The organism is Pseudoalteromonas thalassia, assembly GCF_049257215.1.
In the GTDB taxonomy this organism is placed as follows: domain Bacteria; phylum Pseudomonadota; class Gammaproteobacteria; order Enterobacterales; family Alteromonadaceae; genus Pseudoalteromonas; species Pseudoalteromonas lipolytica_C.
Genome location: NZ_JBMMUE010000005.1, coordinates 186,238 through 206,972, shown reverse-complemented (window position 1 = coordinate 206,972; position 20,735 = coordinate 186,238). Strand labels below are relative to the sequence as shown.

The 20,735-nt window shown below is 37.2% G+C and carries 10 protein-coding genes; 1 reads left to right on the top strand and 9 read right to left on the bottom strand.

All coding sequences use genetic code 11. The features are described 5' to 3' along the window. Window positions 1-73: 73 nt before the first annotated feature. The gene (locus AAEU31_RS08660; RefSeq protein ID WP_135925652.1) at window positions 74-562 is read right to left on the bottom strand and encodes a hypothetical protein; all 489 of its coding nucleotides are present in this window, start codon (window positions 560-562) and stop codon (window positions 74-76) included. 109 nt (window positions 563-671) lie between these two features. On the opposite strand from AAEU31_RS08660, the gene AAEU31_RS08655 reads away from it, so the two are divergent. Beyond that, a complete protein-coding gene (locus tag AAEU31_RS08655) occupies window positions 672-1,202 on the top strand; it encodes a thioesterase family protein (RefSeq protein WP_135925649.1) in 531 nt (176 codons plus the stop codon). Between the two features lie 64 nt (window positions 1,203-1,266). Here the strand turns inward: AAEU31_RS08655 and AAEU31_RS08650 are convergent, their stop codons facing one another. The 8 genes from AAEU31_RS08650 to AAEU31_RS08615 all read right to left on the bottom strand — a co-directional run bounded on the left by AAEU31_RS08650 (window position 1,267) and on the right by AAEU31_RS08615 (window position 20,726). After that, window positions 1,267-2,508 carry a DUF642 domain-containing protein gene (locus tag AAEU31_RS08650; RefSeq protein WP_421966997.1) on the bottom strand — a complete coding sequence of 414 codons (1,242 nt, stop codon included), beginning with the start codon at window positions 2,506-2,508 and terminating at the stop codon, window positions 1,267-1,269. Window positions 2,509-2,918: 410 nt separating this feature from the next. Beyond that, entirely contained in the window at window positions 2,919-4,151 is a 1,233-nt protein-coding gene (locus AAEU31_RS08645) for a DUF642 domain-containing protein (RefSeq protein WP_421966996.1), read from the bottom strand. Between the two features lie 242 nt (window positions 4,152-4,393). Continuing rightward, window positions 4,394-8,479, bottom strand: coding sequence for a poly-gamma-glutamate synthase PgsB (locus tag AAEU31_RS08640; RefSeq protein ID WP_421966995.1), 4,086 nt, complete (start codon window positions 8,477-8,479; stop codon window positions 4,394-4,396). Continuing rightward, on the bottom strand, window positions 8,472-12,746 hold the full coding sequence (locus AAEU31_RS08635; protein WP_421966994.1) for a hypothetical protein: 4,275 nt from the start codon (window positions 12,744-12,746) through the stop codon (window positions 8,472-8,474). Before AAEU31_RS08635 ends, AAEU31_RS08640 begins: the two co-directional genes overlap by 8 nt. After that, entirely contained in the window at window positions 12,731-13,474 is a 744-nt protein-coding gene (locus tag AAEU31_RS08630) for a hypothetical protein (RefSeq protein ID WP_421966993.1), read from the bottom strand. Before AAEU31_RS08630 ends, AAEU31_RS08635 begins: the two co-directional genes overlap by 16 nt. Beyond that, window positions 13,464-15,731: a hypothetical protein gene (locus tag AAEU31_RS08625; protein WP_421966992.1), complete on the bottom strand. Its 2,268-nt coding sequence runs from the start codon at window positions 15,729-15,731 to the stop codon at window positions 13,464-13,466. Before AAEU31_RS08625 ends, AAEU31_RS08630 begins: the two co-directional genes overlap by 11 nt. Then, window positions 15,718-18,831 carry a poly-gamma-glutamate biosynthesis protein PgsC/CapC gene (locus tag AAEU31_RS08620; protein WP_421966991.1) on the bottom strand — a complete coding sequence of 1,038 codons (3,114 nt, stop codon included), beginning with the start codon at window positions 18,829-18,831 and terminating at the stop codon, window positions 15,718-15,720. The genes AAEU31_RS08625 and AAEU31_RS08620 overlap by 14 nt, the downstream gene beginning before the upstream one ends. Next, the gene (locus AAEU31_RS08615; RefSeq protein WP_421966990.1) at window positions 18,831-20,726 is read right to left on the bottom strand and encodes a hypothetical protein; all 1,896 of its coding nucleotides are present in this window, start codon (window positions 20,724-20,726) and stop codon (window positions 18,831-18,833) included. Before AAEU31_RS08615 ends, AAEU31_RS08620 begins: the two co-directional genes overlap by 1 nt. Window positions 20,727-20,735: the final 9 nt, after the last annotated feature.

The window sequence follows — 20,735 nt, the reverse complement described above, 5'->3', positions numbered from 1 at the left end:
CAGCTTGCAATAATATTTAATTAAGCAAAAAAGGCTTAGGTGAAAACTAAGCCTTTTACTTTTCTATTGAATACTATTGTTTGGTACCCATATCTTTGGTAACACCATCAATGGCGATATTTTTTATACCATCGTGATCGAATTTGATCACGATACTAATATTATTGCGGGCAAAAAAGTAATCTCGGTTATCAAGGCTAATTACGTAATCACCTTTAACAGAATCACTGAACTTTCTCTTTTCAAGTTTTAAGGTGTGATCGGCAATATTCCAACTAAAGCCTTCAATGAAGCCATTATTGAATTCTTGAACCCACACTTGCTCTTCATCTTTACTAAGCGTGATGGCTACAGAGTAAGATTCTGGTAGTGACATGTCATAACTTTTATCGCCAATGGTGAACTTCTCAGCTTCTTGTTGCCACGCAAAACCAAACTTAAATGCCTTTTCGACACCCGTTGGATAGCGTAAAGAGCCCTCACCAGGAAAGTTAAAGTCAGCAAATGCTGAGCTGGTGAAAAAGCTTGCACTAAATAGAGTTACCAAACTAAATAATTTCATTAGGTTATTCTTTTTTTATACTAATATATGCACAGATTAGAGCAGATTATTCGCCTTAGCAATATGCTGTGATACACTTTGTGAATTATCAACTGGTTAGACCTTTACTGTGAACCTCTATTTTCGACTAATACTGCTGTTTTTTAAAATTAAACGTAATCGTGATTATCAACAATTATTAGACACGATTGATATTGAATTCAAAGCGTTACCAACCGATTGCGATATTAATTTCCATCTGACTAATTCTCGTTATTTAGCGATGATGGATCTTGCTCGTACCTGGATGACTGAGCGAGTAGGCTTACTAAAACATATTATGAAACGCCGTTGGTTCCCAATCGTTAATGCGACTGCAATTACCTATATTCGTGATATCAAACCTCTTCAAAAATACACAGTGAGTACGCGTTTAGTTGGCTGGGATCATAAATACTTTTATATTGAGCAAAAGTTTCACTCTGAGCGTGGTCTACATGCGATTGCTTATGTGCGTGGTGTATTTAAACGTAAGAATGGCGTTGTGAGCGTTGAGGAAATGCTTGAAGTCGCTGGCTTTAAAGGTGTAACACCTATTTTGCCAACAGAAGTGATGCATTGGAAAGAAATGTTAGAGCAAAAGAAACTAACAAATAAATGATACCAATTTAGTGATTAATAAAAAAATGCCAGCTTAGCTGGCATTTTATGGCTTTAAACTCAGTTTACTCCATGCAAACTGCTTCACTAACATACGTTAAATCGTTAACATGTGCAGGTCCATCCATTACGAATGTCGCAGCAGCAGTGTTTTGATCTAGACTATAAATTTTTGCGTTTTCTTTGCTTTCACGGCCAGATACATAGATGGTACCGTCATCCGCAATAGCAATACCAGATGCCCAGTGAATACCATGCTCACCGACTAGTGTTAACTCAAAGCTACCTTCATCAAGGGTATATAAAGCTTTACCAGTTAACACGTAAAGCACATTATTGTCGCTTGAGTAGGCGATATCACCGTCAGTGAATGTATCACCCTCATACGAAAGCTTACCTAATACTGTCTTCTCACCTGTTGCTAGGTCAAAATCATACATGTATGTTTTGCTTGTAGCGCGTAAAGTCTCACCACCTGCTTTCATTACAGAGCGGTAAATAGGGTATGAAGTGGTATCAGTAACTTCACCTTGCAAACCGTTTGCTATATCATAGCTATGAATCTTTGATGCTTTTGTCGCACTATCTAGCTGTTCCATAAAGTAAAGCATACTTCCATAGCTTGCAATATTTGATGCTGTATTTGATAAACCTGAAACTATGGTTACGGCATTTGATTCTGGGTTGAAGTGGTAGATGTAGCCATCAGTTTCTGAACCAAAATTATTAATACCATATAATCCTGTAGTAACTGGGCAAGGCTCAGAAACTTCAGTTAAAGAGATATTATCAATAAATGCGCCATAAGAATCAGAGGTTCCTGCACCAGAGAACATTATTTCAGATGTACCGCCAGTTGCTTCAACAGTGAAGTTATATTTTGTCCAACCTCGAGTAGTACTGTTTACTAAAGCTAAAGAGGTACCATTCCAAAAAACTTCTGCTTTATTTGTTGTTTCATTCCCTACTCTACGAGCAGAATAGTAGAAGGTTAATTCATACTTTTTACCTGCTTGTGTCAATACATTTTGTGAGATGCTGTAATTTGCTGTTGAATCAAGCTCTAGACGTTGCTCACCATCCTGTGCTGGTACGCTCGTTTGTTTGTTTGTTTGTATTTCAAATTTAGCATTGCTACTTCTAGTCCAGCCTGGAATTTGATCAAATAACTGCCATTCGCCGTTATGATCGGTTACAGGATCAGTATTTTCGAAAGAACCATTTTCTACCAAATTTGTACTAGACATTGCAATACCAGATGCGATGGCTAAAGGTAAAACTGCTAGTTTGGTTACAAATTTTTTCATGACATTCTCCGTTATTTATTAATATTAAAATTCTAATATTATTCATTCCTTTTTCAAATTTATATTAATGTTATTATGTTTAAATTATTGGTTGTTAAGCTTAACCTTTTGACTTTTATTGGGTTGTTTTTATCTAGGAAATTTCTTATTTTAAAGTTTGTATTTTTATTTGTTTTTTTGGGGTAGGCTTTTTTTATTTGTTTTTTATTTTTTCTAGTTAAAAAGTTTTTTTTGGTTTCATTTTCGAAGTGATTAATTTTGCTTTTGAAGGTCTTATTATTGTGTCTTTTTACTTTTCAGATTTATTACGCGTATTGTTAAATCAATGTTGAGGGAATATTTTTATGTGAGAAATGACGGAATGTTGAAAAAATGCCAGTATTAAACTGGCATTAAAATATCAAATGTATTTATTGAACTGAGCAAACTGATTCACTAATGTAAGTTAGATCATTCAAATGTGCAGGACCACGTAATACGAAAGTCGCTTCAGCAGTATTTTGATCTAGCGTATAAAGTTTCGCGCTTTGACCACTCTTTCTGCCAGTAACGTAGATAGTACCATCATCGGCGACTGCTAGGCCTGATGCCCAATTTACACCATGCTCACCAACTAAAGTTAGTTCTAAAGTACTTTCATCTACAGTGTAAAGTGCTTTATCAGTTAATAGGTAAAGTACGTTATTATCATATGAATAAGCGATATCACCGCCGGTGAACTCTTCACCTTCGAAGCTAAATTTACCTAATACTTCTTTCGCCCCTGTTTCAAGGTTGAAGTCGTACATGTAAGTTTTGCTTGTTGCACGTAAGTTAAGTCCATCAGGAGAAACTGTCGAACGGGTAATAGTATACGAGTTAGTATCTGCTAGTTCGCTTTGTGTGTTTGTTTCTAAATCAAGACTATAGATTTTTGAATCTCTAGTTTCGCTATCTAACTGCTCCATAAAGTAAAGCTTTCCGTCTTTACCAGCGATATTTGCAGCAGTGTTAGTAACACCTGCAATTGGTGAAACTGCAGATGTTTCTGGATCTAAGTGATAAATGTAGCCTTCAGTATCAGAACCAAATTTATTAATTGCATATAAACCTGATTTAACTGAGCAATATTCTGCAACTTCGGCGACAGACACATTGTCTATAAAGCCACCGGTACTACCACCTGTTCCAACACCTTTTAGAGTGATTTCTGAACTGGTTTCACTCGCTTCTACAGTAAAGCTGTATTTTGTCCAACCTTTAAATTTAGCATTAACAACACCTAAAGATTCACCATTCCAAAATACTTCAACTTTACTAGCTGTGTCATCGCCAGAAGTACGTGCTGAGTAATAGAAGCTAAATTCATACATTTTACCAGCTTCTGTTGATACAACTTGAGACACGCTATATTGTTGCGTAGAGCCAAGTTCTAGGTATTGTTGGCCATCTTTTGCTTTAAGAATACCCAAACCACTTGTTTGTACTTCAAAAGGGGCATTAGAGCTGCGTGTCCAACCTGTAATTTCATTGAATAATTGCCATTGACCACTAACAACTTCTGTTTCAAATGATCCATTTTCAACAAGATTTGTGTTTGCTACAGCGAACGCTGAGGCAACCGCTAGTGGCAATACAGCTAACTTACAAACTAAATTCTTCATAACATATCCTTTCTTTGATTAGATAAAGTGCTTTTATCTTCTTTATTCTCATCCTTTATATGAATATTTTCAATTTGGGTACACGTTTGTTTTTTTATATTTTTTAGTTTTTATAATTTAAGCTTATGAAATTTTTATATTTCTTTATTTGATAGGAAAATTCTGATTTTTAATGTTCTTTTTCTCTTGTTTTAATTTTAAATAATTAAGTTTTATATTGTTTTAATATAATCGGCATAAAGTTAGTCTTTTCTCGATTTCTTTGCGAACCATCCTGAGTTTTGATTTCGATTCATTTCACTAAGTAATTTTATCGCTTTCTCTAATGTTATTCGTTTTTCAGCAATATCGTCATAAATTTGGATGGCCCGTTTTTTACGTTTAACAGCAGCACCTGCATCTAAAAATGATTCGATCATTTGATTAAAATAACGAAGAGCTCGAGGTTGCGAACTCTCTTCGTTTACTAAAGTATTTTCGTCAGTAATCTTTTCTTGTAGAGCGGTTATTTCAGCTTGGCAAAACTCATTTTGTGCAAGCTGGCTTTTCTTAAGAGTAACTAATTTTTGTTTTAAGTAATCTATTTCTAATAGATTAAATGATACGATCATATTTAAATTTGTTAGTGCTGTTCTAAACTCTTTTGCAGAGCAATGTTTGCTCAGCATTTTTGTTATAGTTTGAGATACCTTTTGCCACTGTTGCCAAGCGTATACGTAATTCAATCCTGCCCCCTTAATATTTTGCATGCCCACAATCACTTGATGGGTATTTGGCAAAGCTAAGTTTGCAATAGCCATGGTTATCTCATCTGCGGATATGTTACTGTCGTCAAGTAGAGTAACTTTTGACTTTGTGATTAAAATTAATCGCTCTTTTATTTCATCCCTGTACTTTTGCATATCACCCTTTAAAGAGTCTAAAGCTATACGCTGATAGTAGTGGCGCAGGGTATAGAGAATAGTCGCGATTTCTTGAGATGGAATGTCTCCGGTGATTTCTTTTATACAAGACTTATTGACACTTCCTTCGCTTAGGGTGAGAAGGTTTTCTGCTATCATGTCGCCATAAGCACTACTTAGCCGCGCCTTTACTTGTGAGCCGGTGAGTAGGTTAAATTGCTCTAGTAGTGTCTCTAAGTTTTCAATATCATTAATTTCAATTAACTTATCGACTCTCTCTGTGAGCGCATCTAAAAAATAGCTATAAAATCCATCTACATTGCTACCAATCACTACGATTCGGTCAAAGCTGAGATCATTGCTTAATATTGAGGCAAATACCTTTGAACGTGCAACACGATCATTACGGTTGTTAATTAGTGCGATGACTTGAGTTTCAGGGTCATCGTTTAATTGATGCAGCTTGAGACGTTGCCAATTTTCTAACGTTGCTAATCGCTCGTTTGCGGACATGCTATTTACGAATGATTGACTTATTGTTGCAATTGGTGCTTTGGCAAAATGTTGTAATACACCTATATCTGGAACAATTCGTGCTGATGTTTCTTTAAATACATAGTCTTTATTTAAGCCTATATGCTCAGCCATTTTACAAACCAGTGCGATGTTGGCAGGGTGCTCTTGGTATGGATAAAGAGAGCGAATGTCCTCTGTTATTTGTAAGCTATCAGCCCAATGTACTTGAATTAAATTTGAGTTCTTCTGTTTCGCATTTAAGTCAAGAATTGGAGCCATATTTTGTTCGCTGGTGAATACTAGGCTATTTTCACCAATAAAATGACTTGTTTCATTTGCGACATCTATTCCTGTAGGCCCTAAAATATCTTCATGGTCTGGATAAGCATTGGTAATCGTAGAGAAATTATCATTCATCCAGTTTCTTAAAATTTTCACGTAACGTGGGGTTAACCCCATACATTCCCAAAGAAATACATCAGCTTTCACGTTTGTTGCAAAATGAAGTACATCACTTTGTTCCCAAATACTCGCTTTATCAAAAGGTCTGAACAATGGAATTTCGAACTGCTCTCCACTTGCTCTTGCATAAATAAGTGTAGCTTCACAACCTGTTGTTTTACTTATTACTTTTAAGGTTAAACTACTAAATAATGCAGCTTTTAAGCGTTCAGTTCCTGATTTACCCCGGGTGCCCCAGCCACCGATTGAAACGGGGATCTTTGCTCTATCCGATTTTATTTGTTTACTTATCCTAATATGGCGCGCCCAAAAGTATGTAGAAAAAGCCAAAACAAAAAAGATTAATTGGCCAATACTATTTTGATAAAGTGAATAGGCATACTCTTTAAAACTTGCCCACATATTGAATAAAAAAGGCGTTATAGATAGTTTCTTATATAAGTTGGCAATACTTGATTCCAATGGAAACTCTGCATCAAGAACAGATCCATATTGCTGAAATTCAAGTGCAAAACCTTTACTTCTTATGAGATCTAAGAAATCTCGCTGTTCAACCTCTGAACCATTTCGTAGATCATCTAATTTTTCAAAGTTGAATGAAATCCAACTATACGCATACATACGTTTGAGTATGTTAGAGGGTGGCGTGATAACCAAAATACCATCAGGTGTAAATGATTTTGCAGATGTTTTTAAGTTATCCTGCGACAAAATACTTAATAAAAAATCAAGCATGGGTAAGTGTGATCGAGCGCTGAACTGCTTATCATCGAATCGAGGTTCGCCAGGCACTTCTGTTTTGCTGATCTCTGCAACTGTGCAGCTCGGGACGTGCATAAATGCACTTGGCTTTCTAGCTTGTGTGTGATTAAAACTTTGGCGTTTTCCTGTGCTTGGGTTTCTAAATTCGTGCCAGAGCCGCCAAAAGCGGAAACCACGCTTATATCCCCTTGTTATTAGATAGCTTTTACTTTTTTCTTTTACGTTGAAGGCTTCATTATTTTGTGCTTGTTTGCTTAAAAGTCGGCCAAGTAAATCTTGCTCTACCTCCTTCGAACTTAAATTTATATCTAAATGTGAGTTTAAATTAAATTCGATCTCAGCAACTTGTTGCTGATACATAAAGCTGACTAACTGCTCTCGAACACGGGTAATAACGCGTCTGACGGCAATACTTTGTTCATTCTCAAGTTGTTTATTTAATACATTAATAAATGACTTAAATAATATATCTGCTTGATTTTGCTCTTCACATTCAACTTGTAAATTAAACATGATCCTTGGCGTAAGCTCCAACAGCAATCGTTTTTCTGCAAAGCTTTGTACTTTTTTTAACTGTTGGCGCCATATATGAAACGATTGTAGCTCTTCGGTAAAACGAGGATCCGTTAATTGCTTGATGAGTGTCAGCTTTACAGCTTGTTGAGTTTCTTTTTGTAAGCGAACCATTAAAAGCTTGATAGCAAAAGGCCAAGGTAATAGTGGGCATTGTTCAATAACACTTTGTCTTACACGGGGATAGGCGTGTTTTGCAAGCAAGATTAGTAATTTATAATTAGCCTCATTTAATTTTGGTTGTTTACATATAATTTTTGAAAAAGATGTCAGTAGAAACAAATGTTGTCGTTCTACTTTAGCATTTGGCAAGACATCTAAATCAATTTGTGAGCGCATAAAATAGCGGGTAAAAGTAGGTCTTAAATTGATCAGGATCTCTAAAATATCCACTTTGGCGGCATGAGGTGTTGATTGCTTCTCAAGAGAAAACAGTAGTAGCTCAACAAGATTGGAATCGAACTTAGTTTCGCCGACATATTCACTAATTAAATTAACTTGGTTGGCAAGAGCGCGAAAAATAGAGTTACGAATTGCTTCATTCTCAGTTTTTTCTAATAAACCTAAAAAGAAACTTTCTAAGTTAAGTGTTAACCATGATTTAGTTATTTCTCCCGAGTGAATGCGTAAATAACGATTAGTTAGATCACCTAGTTTACCTATTAAGAATTTCAATGATTGCTCAAGCTCAGAGACTTTATCTTGGTATCGGTTTACGATGGCTCCTTCATCAAACCAACGTTGAAATGCCTCTTGATCCTTTTGCAGTTGCAATTTGCTTGCGCCAAGTGCTGCTGCATAGTCTAAAATATGAAATTGTCTTTCCGCTTTTAACTCAGCATGATTTAAACGTTCAATAAAGCGTCTGTGATCGCTATCAAGCTTGGTCAATTGATTTTGTAAGGTATCTATTTTATGAGTTAAAAATGCAATGGCTTGCAGTAATAGCCAGTCATCTTCGTCATAATCTTCAGGCTGATCCTTGATTAGCTCCCATTGACTTAATTCATCTACGAGTTCGCGGTATTTTTGACGATATAAATCTAACCAGAAACTGGCAATATCTGCGAAAAGCAATTTTTCAAGGCGTTTTGTAAGTCCGTTACTACTCATAGTCACTGTGCTCTAGCAAATGATTTAACTGAAGTGTTGGGAATATAATTTCATCATGTGCAAAAGGAGCAAAACCTGTATGCTGATTATTACCTGATGAAAATTCGATACTTATATTGTGGTTATCCCATACCCAATCCTGTTGTAATCGAACCTTTAGCCAACCATGCGAGAAATCACCTAAATTAATTTGCGTTTGCCAAGCAAATTGTGTGATGTATTGCCAAGTGGCTGTAGCACGGTTTTCATCCTTCAAGCGGTAATAACTATCAATGCCGAGTTGGAAAATATGGTCATGATAATATTGGTTCCAGCTTGTGTTGAAGCGTAAATAATCTAGGCTTGTCCAATCATCATTTGAACTGGAGGAAACACTAAAATTTAAATAATTGTCGACCCAAGGTTGATAGCGGTATTGATAAAACCCCTGCCAACCAGATGCATGGTTTTCACGATAAAAATTGAACACACTTGAATTAAGTAAGTCGTCACGGAGATAATCGTTTAAATCAGCGCTGCTATAGCGAATAAATGGTGACAGTTGCCATTGATGGCGATGTGTTGAGTCACGTTGCCATTTTTGCCCAACATAAAGGCTGCCATCAAGAGCATATTGACTGTCAAAGCCATCATGACTTGGTTGCCAGCGGCTTTGAAGTTGCGCACCCGCATACCAGGGGGTTGTATCATCTTGCCATGAATAATAGCCATTAAGCGCCATTATGTCTGTCTGGTTTTCACTAAATGAATAATAGCCTTCTAATTGATACCAATTGTTTTCGTCGTTAAAACGTAAGCGAGCACCAACATCAATGTCTCGTCGCGTTGGGATATTTTCAGCGCTCTGAAATATTTCTTGTTGATCGTAAAGAATGAAAGCTTGCCAATTTAAATCATCACTTTGAAATGATGTTTGCTCACTTACTATTTTTTGCTGCTCAGGTGCTTGATAAGTGACTAAGTCTGGCAAAGGAATTTGCGCTTGAGTAAACTCTGAAATCTTATTGTTAAGATCACTCAGTTCCCATGTATAAAGGCGTACATGCTCAAGCTCAGCGGCTTTGACTTCAATTTTTCCTGCTGGGTGGAAAAATTGACGTTCGTTGCGACTGTAGTTATTCATTTTCTCTAATTTAATCAAGCGATCTGCATTCAACGTTGCCACTAGTGGTGTGTTAGGGACTACAGAATAAAATAGCATGGTTGTGGGTAAATCTAACTTTCTCCAACGACCTGCAATATATTGTTGTGCTTCAACTTTTAGTTGCTGAGATAAATAGGGATTAAGCCAGTGAAGGGCAATAATGTTATTATCTAGCTCTTGTTTGTTAAATGTAAAAGGAATGCTCTGCTGCTCGGTAACTGACCATATTTTTAAATTGTTAGCGAGTTTTATGGATAAGTTTGCCACATTAGCTTGAGCCAGTTCTGCAGTAGAAAAACTAAATACGAAACGAATTTGTTCTCCCTCTGTTTGGGCTAAATCTATGTAAAGTGTGTGGAATGGTCGAATCAATAATCCTTCATTGTTTTTTAAATGCGTTTTGAATTGGTTAAATCTATCAGCAAAGCTATTTTGTGCAGAACTTTGGATATCGAAAAGGCGTGTACCAGCATAATCTACAAGGCTATCTAGAGGTTGCCAGTGACCAAAACTTTCTATTCTATTTTGTAAAAAGGTCGATGAAGCGGATGCGGGTATTGTAGCGATCCGCTGTAATAATTGCGTGTATTCATTATTGTTTAAACGCTTTTTAGATAATAAATATAGGCCATTAATTAACAGCTCACGTTGTGTTGTATCATAGGCATAAATTAGCGACATAATATCGCCTGTGATTACTTTGTTCGTAGCATCAGAATAATACTCAAATCGTGTAAATAACGAATCAGAGATATCTTTGACATCTAGAAAAGTCTTCTGATCTGCTGATAAATTAAGTGTTTCTCCAGCTTGCAGACTAACGATCATCGTTGAAGAAACAGAGGTTGCCTGTTGGCTTTCAACGACCAATGTGTTTGAAGGTATATCACTAAAGATTGGTATTAATTTATGCTGGTATTCACTATCAGCCATTAACCATGCGGTTTGATACTCGCCATTTTGCTTGGCTTCAGTCCGTGCACTTATGCTCAGATGGACTGGTTCTAATGCTGTATATTGCCAAGGCATATGTTGAGAGAGTACGGTGTTTTGCAACTTCCCTTGTGAATTTATTAACGTTTCTTGCGCACCCGAAAGTAATTCATACTGTTTATTTTCGGCTTTTATCGTAGAGCTCAAACTATGGTAGTTTAGAGCCGTATAACTTTGTTCGGCAATCTGAGTTTCTTCTGCTTGATGTGCAAGCCAAAGCGCAAGTCGGTTTTTCTGTTGCTTAGTTGCAAGTTCGATCAGTATATTTCTGCACTCGCTTAATATATTTAGGTTACCAGCACATAGGGCAAACAGTTTAAGCTCTTGCTGTTCGGCTTGATAAGTGTCTAATAGCGATCTTAATGCAAACTGTTGCAATTCCTTTTGTTGCGTACTTTTATATAGTCCTTCTAAATAACTCGTAGCAAGATGAAACTGGTGTTGTTCACGTAAAATATCTATTTTAACTTGCCATGCTTGCTCTGCGACTGATGGATCGGGGTTTTGCGTTAATGGTTTTAAAAAGGCAAGTGCATCTAATGGTGCCGATTTAGCTAAATCCTTAGCGGTTAGCATAGATTGCTGCCAATTTAGTAACTTAACTTTTCTCCTTGCTGGCGCATAGGGCTGTATCATCGCAAGATAGTCACTATATAACTTTCTTAAGTGGTTAGTTACCAGTTGAGCTGTGATAGGGCTGTTCTGATCAAGAGCTCCAGGTTGTAAGTAGAGTACTTCGTTACTAGGAAAATCAGTGAGTGTTCGAGCATAAACTGCAAACTCAATAACGGGAACGTAGTCAGTAGTTTTTTGAATTGTCATGGTTTTGTGGTTTACAGGAACTGACACACTAATCGTTTGGTAATGTTGTGTTGCCTTGATATTTATTAACCAGCTTATGCCACCAGCTGTCAGTTTTAACTGACTATCTTCATCGCTTCGAGCTACAAATGTAAGCCAAGGGGTTGCACGTTTTTGACTCGATAAGTCATAACGAAGGGGGACTTGAGAAAGTGATGTAATATCCCTAACTTGCTTATTAATACGAGGATAAAACTGATCATCAACTAATCGTTGTTCTTCAAGCTCAGTGATTAGAACACTTTTTGATGATGTAGAGGCATGCACTACGCTGCTGCCTTTTAGTAGAGTCTGAGTAGACATTAAAGAAAGCAAGTCATAATGGCGTTTTACAGCCAAAGGCTCATTGTGCGTAAATACGTCATCACTAAAAACGTTGAGGGAATATTTATTGTAAACTGATTCCATCGCGTCATTAGCGGTTTTTAACCAGTAAGGTAGCAGCAACTTTTCCTTGGTTTTGTTAGCTGTTGTGTCATCGAATATAGCTCGATGGCTTTGTGTTATTTTTACGTAAGCATCTGTGTGGCTTCTTATCGTTAAATATTGCCCTGCATTAATGGCTAAATAGTCACTATTTACCAGACCTACTTGTTGATCTTGATATTCAAGAGCTTGGTTATTAATGATGTTTACTTTTGCTGTGAGTACTTCATCAACATAGGCATACACAGCGCCGTGGCGCTCCAGTGATTGCATATTTTTTCTAACAGAAAGCTTAATTTTTTTAGCATCAGGGAAGTAAAGAGTAACTTCTTCGCCTTTATCGAATTTATAAAAACGTTCACTGCCTTGCCTTGAAGAGAGTAATATTGAAGGTTTGGCAAGTTTTAATGCGCGTTTAAAGCTATCAATTTTTGTTTGATAGTGGCCAACTAAAGCTGAAAACTCAGCCTGTTCATCCTGACGGTTTTGAATTGCCACAATACGGTTGTGGCCTAAGGCCGGAAGTTGGCAGCGTTTATTAGAACACAGTAAGTCTCGTTCCAGTTGTATCCGTTGCTGAATATATTGTGTGTTGCCTACACTCATAATGAACTTATCTAACAGTTCTGAGTTGATCTCCAACCAATGCCCTTCAGGTAGCCATAAATATTGGTGTTCAAAAGAATCAACTTGTATCTTTTGTGTCGTTGCCAGCACATCTAATTTAGGTGAAGTTTTTAACCAAATCGGCGGCTGAAGTACTGCATGCTCTTGCTGTTCAGCATGAGCAGGTTTAAAGGCTAGCAGCGTAAGTGTTATAAAAGCGATTATGAAATAAGGCATTGGCTAAACTGCTTTAAAAGTAAGTTATTGGTAATTAAGCGCTCTCGTAGTTCGCGACTTAACTCGATATGGAAAAAGTGACTATTCACAGGACCTAGCGAATTAAGAATGTTTTGTGTACCTCCTAGTTCATATACATCCTGCCCATAAACTAGTGCATTAACATCTAGTTTAGAATTCAGGCATTTAGAGATGTGTAAGCTGCGTTGCGATGCATGTAAATGGCCTTCGCTAATGATGATATCTGCTTTTCGTCCTTGCTCTGTAGTGCGCTTTTCCTTTGCAAATCCATGGATTTGATAAATTGAAAATGTTTCAACGATTTTACCGTATGCCAGAATGAAGGCATTACTACTGCTATTTTGGTATTGACTAAAGTCTATAATTTTACCTTGGAGGTCGCGGCTGCTTCTATGTTTAGTATTCGTCAACAAAACTTGGCACTCACTAAACAGAGCTTTAGCAATTAGTAAAGTATGCTTGTCAAAATATCTATGCGGTGCATAAGAAATACAAGGTTTACCTTTTGGCTTAAAATGTATTTCGCCACCTGAAGTTAAAGATTTCTTGGCATACAACACACCCTCGCTAAAAGTAAAGTGCTTAGGGACTTCATCTTGGTTATTGAGCCAAGCATGCAAGGTAAATGTGAGTTGCTCAAAATCACTCTCAACACTTGTTAACGGAGTAAATAATAATGCAAAAACAATAATAAAGTTAAAGTTCATTATTCCACCACCTTACTTTTTGCTCCTGCATTGGGTACTCTTCAAGTATAGACAACCAAATTGTTTCTGAAGAACTTAAAGTCACATACTGCAGTGTCTCTATATCATTAGCTAGATTGAGTGTAACGCTCGGATAACTCGTTATTTGACTTTTTTTAGGGTGGATCAAAAAAGACTTTAATAGTTCAGAGTTGTGAAGTTGGAAACTTTGCTTCGCAATACTGTATTCACTTGTAAGCCCAAGCTTGTACTTTGCAGAATGCGAAATGTTTAAAGTTACAGGTTCATTGCTTTGGGCACGAAATACTTTAAAAACAATACTAATTGGACGTTTCTTTTTATCATATGATAGCTTTACTGGCTTATTTTTAACCAATTGATAAAGGCGCTGTTTTACCCAAGGACGATGACCATACCAATTTTGATAAATTACACTGGCTTCGTTAACTAACTGCTGTTGATCAGCAAAAGAGATGTCATCAGTTTTAAGCTCTTTTGCACTGTTACTATTTAATCGAGAGATTAAGCGGTTATCATTTGAGCTAGCAGAGGGAATAGCCTGATTTTTATCATAGAGTCCAAAATTAAACTCCTCTGCAGGTTGCTGTTCCTCATAGTAACGGTTCGGGCTTAACCCAAGAGCCACATTTGATAGTGGTAACAGATTGAAAAGCTCTTTAGATTGATAATAAGTTGTAGTTTGCTCAACATCTGGAGGCGGAGCAAATGTACGAATATTTACAAATAGATCACGTTGCGATAAGTCATAATGATTACGTGCTTTTTGTTCATACCATGCTGCAATATCATAAAAGCCATTAGTAGACTCAGTAAGAATTGGCTGGTGTGCAATTCGGCGTTGATAATGAAAACTCGCGAGTCTTGATTTCAATCGCACATACACATCGTTATTAGCCGTAATTTTTACATATTTTGTCTCTTTCCCAGTACGAAGGTAGTAGGGGGTAAGCATACCTACTGCTTGTCTTTGAGTGTTGTCTGCTATTAATCGATCAAAGTCAGAAATTTCACCTTTGATAGTAATAGAGTAACGCTCTATTTGGGTTTGGTTTTCATCGTATAGAGAAATATCTAATTGACTCGTTTCGAGAGCCCTGAGCTCAAGGTTCAAATGACTTAGTGGCACGACATCAAACTCTACGAGCTCTTGCGCATTAATCAGGTAACTACCAGCATAACTTGTTAAAATAGCGGTACCAGATTCAGTTCGCCACTGGGTTAGCAGCTCTTGCTCACTGCAAATTGTAATTAACCCCGGCTCAAGAGGCTGAGTTTGATATGTGTTTTCTTTATCTGTTAGCGTGTAATTTATAACTTTTGGTGCTTCAAACTGAAGTTTGTCATACCAGATTAATGACGGAGTCTCTTGGTCATTACTAACAGTGAAATTTAAACGATCACTATTATCTAATGTGATACTGGCGCATAAATCATGTTTGGTATAGTAAGCAGCAAGACTATGCTGTTGCTGACTAAAATCATAGGTTAGTACATTATATGGTAAGCTTTCATAAAGAATATCTGATTTAAAGTCGATTCCAGGAATACCTTGTGGCGCTATTTTTTGCCACCAAAACGCCATTGCATTCGTTATTTCAGTATTTGTTAAGGTATTTTCACCCATCGTGAGGTAATCAGTTGCACGTTTACGTCTATCGACGGGGCGTTTTAGCCAATTATTGAGTGGATCAACGTTTTGGTCAGGCGTTTTAGCATGCACTCGAACTACCACTCCTTGAATTGTCTTTTCTTCAGGAATAAGTGTAAGTGCTAAGCTCTTTGCTTGTGGGTAATGCTCAATGGGTAGGTAAAATGATTGCCCAGAAGCCACATTCAAAGACTGCTTATTTTCAATGATTTGCTTAATTTGTTGCTCTTGACTGTTATTAACTAACTTTGAAGCGTGGTGATAAACTTTGTCTACAATCACCTCTTTTTTGTCATTATAAAGAGTGTATTTGATGGCGTAATTTACCGGCTGTTCAAGAGTAATAGATTGATCAAATACGGCGTTTGATAAGATCCTAAGTGAGTGTGTTCGCTGATTTGAAAATGTATAAGTTAGTGGTTTTGTGCTACTAAGCCATTGTACTTTCGAGCGAGTTTCTTTACTGGTTTGGGGATTAACTGGTTCAGCAGAATCTAGCCAAATTAAAAAGCTATTCCAAGCAAATAAGGCCATTAACAATACAATGATAAGAACTAAGATAGCGAAAAAGCGTTTAATTAGATACATCAAAGCCTCCCCCCATCATTTTGTTGAAAACATCCACATCGATCAATTGATTGCTCGCTGGATTATATATAGCGACTAGGCTATTGTGCTGCTTGATCATCAGTGCGAATTTATCTAAGTTTTCTAATTTTATGGTTTGTAATACGCACTCATTAAGCTCTGAACATATTGTTTTCAGTACAGCAATTTGCTTATCAGCGGTATATTGATTAATTTTTCTAAAGATAATTTGTTTATCGCTGTCAGGTAACGTTAACCAGTTAGAAGGAGATAAAGTGGCTAGGTTAATAGTGGTGACTGTTGGATAAGTAGAAATCGCAAGAAGGCGCATAAGCAAACTATCTTGATCCATTGAAAACTGTTCTTTAAAGTCTGAGGCTATCCATAAAGTAGCGAGCTCGCTGTTTGCATTAAACTGTTGATAGCCATATTGCGGTGAGCTACCAATCTCAAGACCCCGAGTGGCTTTTTGGCCCGTTACTACTTGGTAATTAACACCTAAAATGCTTAAGTCTTTGGTTAGTTTTTCCATTAAAGGGGCAGCAACGTCACTTACCTGAGTATTTGAAAATGCAATTGCATTAGGGCGGATCCATGACGGAGCACTATGGCTGCGAATTTGGATATTTAAGCTCGGTTGTTGTGCTTTAAAACGCGAATAGCTTTGATGGACGATATTGAATAATGAATCTACGTTGTCTGCAGCAAGTACATTAGCCTTCGGGTGAGCATATGGGTGTGCTCCTGCAATTAATAAGTTAGCGGCATTTGAAGTCGTAAAAAGTTGGCTGGCAAAACTAAGTGTATTTCCTTCAAAAACAGGTCTTGGCACGCTTAAACTTATTGCTTCATGTTTGCTAAGCGCAAACGCATACAGACCTTGGCCAAGATCCATTGCTTCATTATTTTGTAAGGGACTTAATAGTAAATATCGGCCACTATTATTCTGTACTAGTTGTAACTGATAGTTAAGTAACTCTGCAGTGCCATTTATCTGCTTCAGGTGATTTAAAATATCCTCGTTCAGTGAGGCATTGCCTATTTGCTGTATCAATCTATATAGTGGTGTTAGTACTTCAAATTCCCAAAGCGCAACTTGGCTGTGTGTCAGTGGTTGATAATTGAGACTGCCTTTACTACTTATATACGATGAGAAATCTTCGACAATTTTGACCATTTCTTCATTGATTATGTTGAGTTTTAAATTGCTATAACGGTAATTTTCACGGTATATATACGCCAAAATGTTGGTGTAATTATCTCCATTAAGAAAGACTTCTAGCATAGACCCTTTAAAACTACTCGAAGGCAAGCTACTCGCTGTTGCCTTACCAAAATAAGTTGCTTCACTGCCGATAAACTCATGCATTTCGCGTTGGCTTATAGATGCCGGAAGTCGATTAAAGATCCAATACTGGCTTTTAACTTCAGCAGGCGTGCTTTTTAGTAAAGCTGCGGTGTAGCGGTTAGATTCACGAACTTGCAATAATTCTTGCGCCTCTAATGCGTTAATAAATGCTTGGTAAAAAGGGCTTTGCTGGTTTTCCTTTGCTAATGTTATTTGAGGCGTTTTTGTTGCCCCAAACACTAAAGCTTTACTTTTTAGATGCTGAAAAATAAGGGCTGCTGAGTCGCTAGCAAGATTTTCAGTGATAGGATACGGAACTGTGATCATGAGTGGCGTTTGTGGCGTTTTGTTAATCACAAATAAACCGCGTTGCTGATTCTCAACAATATCTATTAGGTATACATAGTTTTCATCACTAACAAGTTTAAACCCGATAGAGTTAAATAAAGCGCTAAGGTGACCTATTTTTTGCTTACTTTTAATCGCTTCATTTAACTGATAAACCGCATATTTGAAATCAGAGACTGCCTGATTGGCTTTGTAGCTACTTACTGTTACCTTATTAGAACGAGTAGTATATAAGTAGCTTTTGTATTGACTCACTTGCTGATTGAGCGTGATGACTTGCAACTGTTCTGCTTCAGGGTCAATATTTTGTTTTGTTAGTAAAGAAGGGATAAGCATTACTAAAAAGCCAACAATAATAGCAAGGCTTCCACCTACAACAGATGTTTGAAAAGTGGCTCTGAGCACAAGGCCTAACGCATTTTTTTGATAGATCTTTAGGGCAAGTAAGGTGGCTAGCATGTAACCAAATGCAAAAGTGTCGGTTACTTTTACCGTTGGAAAAAACCAAACGACGATATAGTTTAAAATAAGCTTAAAGATAAAGCCTATAGTAAAAAATAACATCAATAATCTAGCACCTTCGATATGTGCATGTTTTAGGCGAGTGAAATGGATGAGAGAGCCGCCAACGGCTAAGATAACAGCAGTTTCAATGAATGAGGTTAAAATCTTACTTGGTTGGGTAAGCTGCAAAGCTAATAGGGCTGGTAGCATGATACCATTGAATTCCCAACCATATTTTAAATTTGCTCTGGAAGCTAAAAAAGCGGTAATAACTAAAATAATATAGGCTTTTGGTGCTGCAATGATTGATGCGGCAACAGCTTCATACATAATACCTAAGTTAGCGATACTAAAATTGGTAAATGGCATGAGTACAAATCGTACTAAAATATAGGTAATGAACAACTGAATAAAAGTTACTTTCAGGCCGTACTTAAAGCCACCATTCCACATTACATTGGCAGTTAGTGCGATGATGATAAGACCCAAAGAATAAAGTTGTGATGCATAATCGAAAGTGATATCCCATTGGCTCAACTGATCTGCAATAATTGGCCAAAACAGGGTATCCATACAAACACGAACTAAAATACTAATTAGGATGATGGCAAAAAAACGGTCCCTGCCAAACATTTCACTGTAGCCAAAACGCTCCATCAAGTAATTTGCACTAAAGCGCATAACCCCAAACACAACAATTGCTTCTATAATAATCACCGCGGCAGAGGTGGGGCTTATTATCAAAAGTGGCACAATGTAACCTGGTACAACAAGGCCTGTGAGTGGAAAACCAAAGCGCAAATTCAGTAGGCATACTACAGCCGTGCCGACCCAAACAGTTGTTATTACTGATTGGCCCAGTCCACTACCTGCAGGAAAAAGCGCTAAAACGAAATCCATTAAAGTTTAGCCTCCGAAGTTATTTCGGGAGTATTTGCTATAAACTCAAATAAAATTCCAGATACTTGAAAAGGTGCACCTGATGCAGTTTGCGAGTTATCTGAATGAAGCGCTCTAATAATTAGAGTGTAATGATGTGCACCAAGTTTAGCAGGAAGCTCAACGGTCGCTTTATTAAGAGTAATGTAACGTAATTTACCCTTTGCAATCTCAATATCAAGCTCACAACTTTTACACAGCAAATCAAGCGCAGTGGTTTCAAAAATAGCTATTTGATGCTGCTTAGCAAAACGCTCTAAAGATGCATTGGTTTGAATAACTTGACCAAACAGATTAAAAAGCACAGTTGCTGGGCTTGTGTGGTTAAAAACCATCTCTAAGGTAGTAAGCTTTTGCTCCATTTCGTTCAGGGAGCTTTTTACCTTTTGGCTAATAGGCTCGTGCAGCTTAAAGGTGAGTAGCCTGTTTAATAAGGTACGGTTTTTAGCCTGTGTTGTTTTGAAAATATGGTAATGGAATAGTAGTTCAGCAACCTGAGCTGCAAATTTATTAACGTTTTGCTCAAAGGCTTGCTGATTAAAGTTATGATTAGGAATGATTGATAAAGCCCAAAACCCACGGACATCTCCGGCGTATACCAGTGGTGCGATAAACTCGATTTCACCGTCAATGATTTGCTTAAAAAATGGACGGTTGATCTTTACGATACCCAATGACTTTAACGCATTACTATAAGGCGTTCGCTGATAGTCACGTCTCATTTCTTGAATATCATCAAGTTGGCAGTTGATAGCCCGAATTTCAACGACGCGATGGTCGTCTTCTTTTCGAGCTAAAAAAATTGATTTTTCTAGATCTAACTGTTGGCTAATTAATTGTATTATGGGATCCCATGGAGAAGGGTGCTCTATAAAGCTTTGCGGAATATAACGGCCCATCATCATTTGCTGAATGTTATTTACATCAGTTGTAAGCTCTTTATCTTCAGAAATCTTCCTCGCCAACACAACCCAAAATAAAGTGACAAAGGTCAGAATGGTGTATTGGCCGATAGGGATAAATAACTTTGCAAAGTTCACTAAAAAATAGCCAGCGCAACACCAAATGATAGTTATGTTTAGTGCGACTAGAAATGAGTAACTAATCGACATTTTTTGAAAGAAAAACAGTAGGACAAATACCAGTATCAGCGCAAGTATTATCGAGATAACAAAATTAAGCTCATTTATTGTGCTGTTTTTTTCGAGACTATCAGCGATATAAGCAAAAAGAAGTAAGGGGTCATTAAGCCCTTCTAATTTAGGAGCATGTATCAGCACATTAAATTCAGCTGATTGCTGACCGACAATAATCACTTTATTTTCGAGTTGCTCACTCATCACATCAAAGCCAAGAACTCGCTTAGCTGTAAATTTAGGTAGCGCAGAAACTGCCAATTTAAAGTTAATCAGTCTTGATTTTTCATGGTTATAACCAAAAACAGCTTGCCACACACTTTCACATTCAAGGTTAGTCGCTGCTGGAATACGCATTTGATATGTCGCCCAAATCTCTACGTTAGGCACACAGTACTTACTATGCGAATAAGGATAGAAAACACGCTCATTGTCTATAGGTGCTAAAGGTTCATCTGCTAAAACAATGATTGCTTTTGGCTGGTACTCAGTAAGCTGGGTAACTAATTGTGAATGGTTAGCACTAAGGTTTTGACTGGTGATAAGCACTACATTTGTTTGCTGAGTGCTACTGAGAGATTCTATTTTTTTATATAAAAAGGCATTACTTGCTTGAAATAAATTCAGCAGGTTACTGATAATCACAATCGTAAATAAGCAAACAGTAAACCAAAAGGCTCTTTGCTGCGTTAATTGCAACAATTGTTGTAATACAACCACAATTCCTCC

Bases quoted from the DNA above. Each gene is read 5' to 3' on its own strand.
- AAEU31_RS08660 (WP_135925652.1), bottom strand. From the start codon at position 562: ATGAAATTATTTAGTTTGGTAACTCTATTTAGTGCAAGCTTTTTCACC.
- AAEU31_RS08645 (WP_421966996.1), bottom strand. From the start codon at position 4,151: ATGAAGAATTTAGTTTGTAAGTTAGCTGTATTGCCACTAGCGGTTGCC.
- AAEU31_RS08620 (WP_421966991.1), bottom strand. From the start codon at position 18,831: ATGGATTTCGTTTTAGCGCTTTTTCCTGCAGGTAGTGGACTGGGCCAA.
- AAEU31_RS08635 (WP_421966994.1), bottom strand. From the start codon at position 12,746: ATGCCTTATTTCATAATCGCTTTTATAACACTTACGCTGCTAGCCTTT.
- AAEU31_RS08630 (WP_421966993.1), bottom strand. From the start codon at position 13,474: ATGAACTTTAACTTTATTATTGTTTTTGCATTATTATTTACTCCGTTA.
- AAEU31_RS08640 (WP_421966995.1), bottom strand. From the start codon at position 8,479: ATGAGTAGTAACGGACTTACAAAACGCCTTGAAAAATTGCTTTTCGCA.
- AAEU31_RS08650 (WP_421966997.1), bottom strand. From the start codon at position 2,508: ATGAAAAAATTTGTAACCAAACTAGCAGTTTTACCTTTAGCCATCGCA.
- AAEU31_RS08625 (WP_421966992.1), bottom strand. From the start codon at position 15,731: ATGTATCTAATTAAACGCTTTTTCGCTATCTTAGTTCTTATCATTGTA.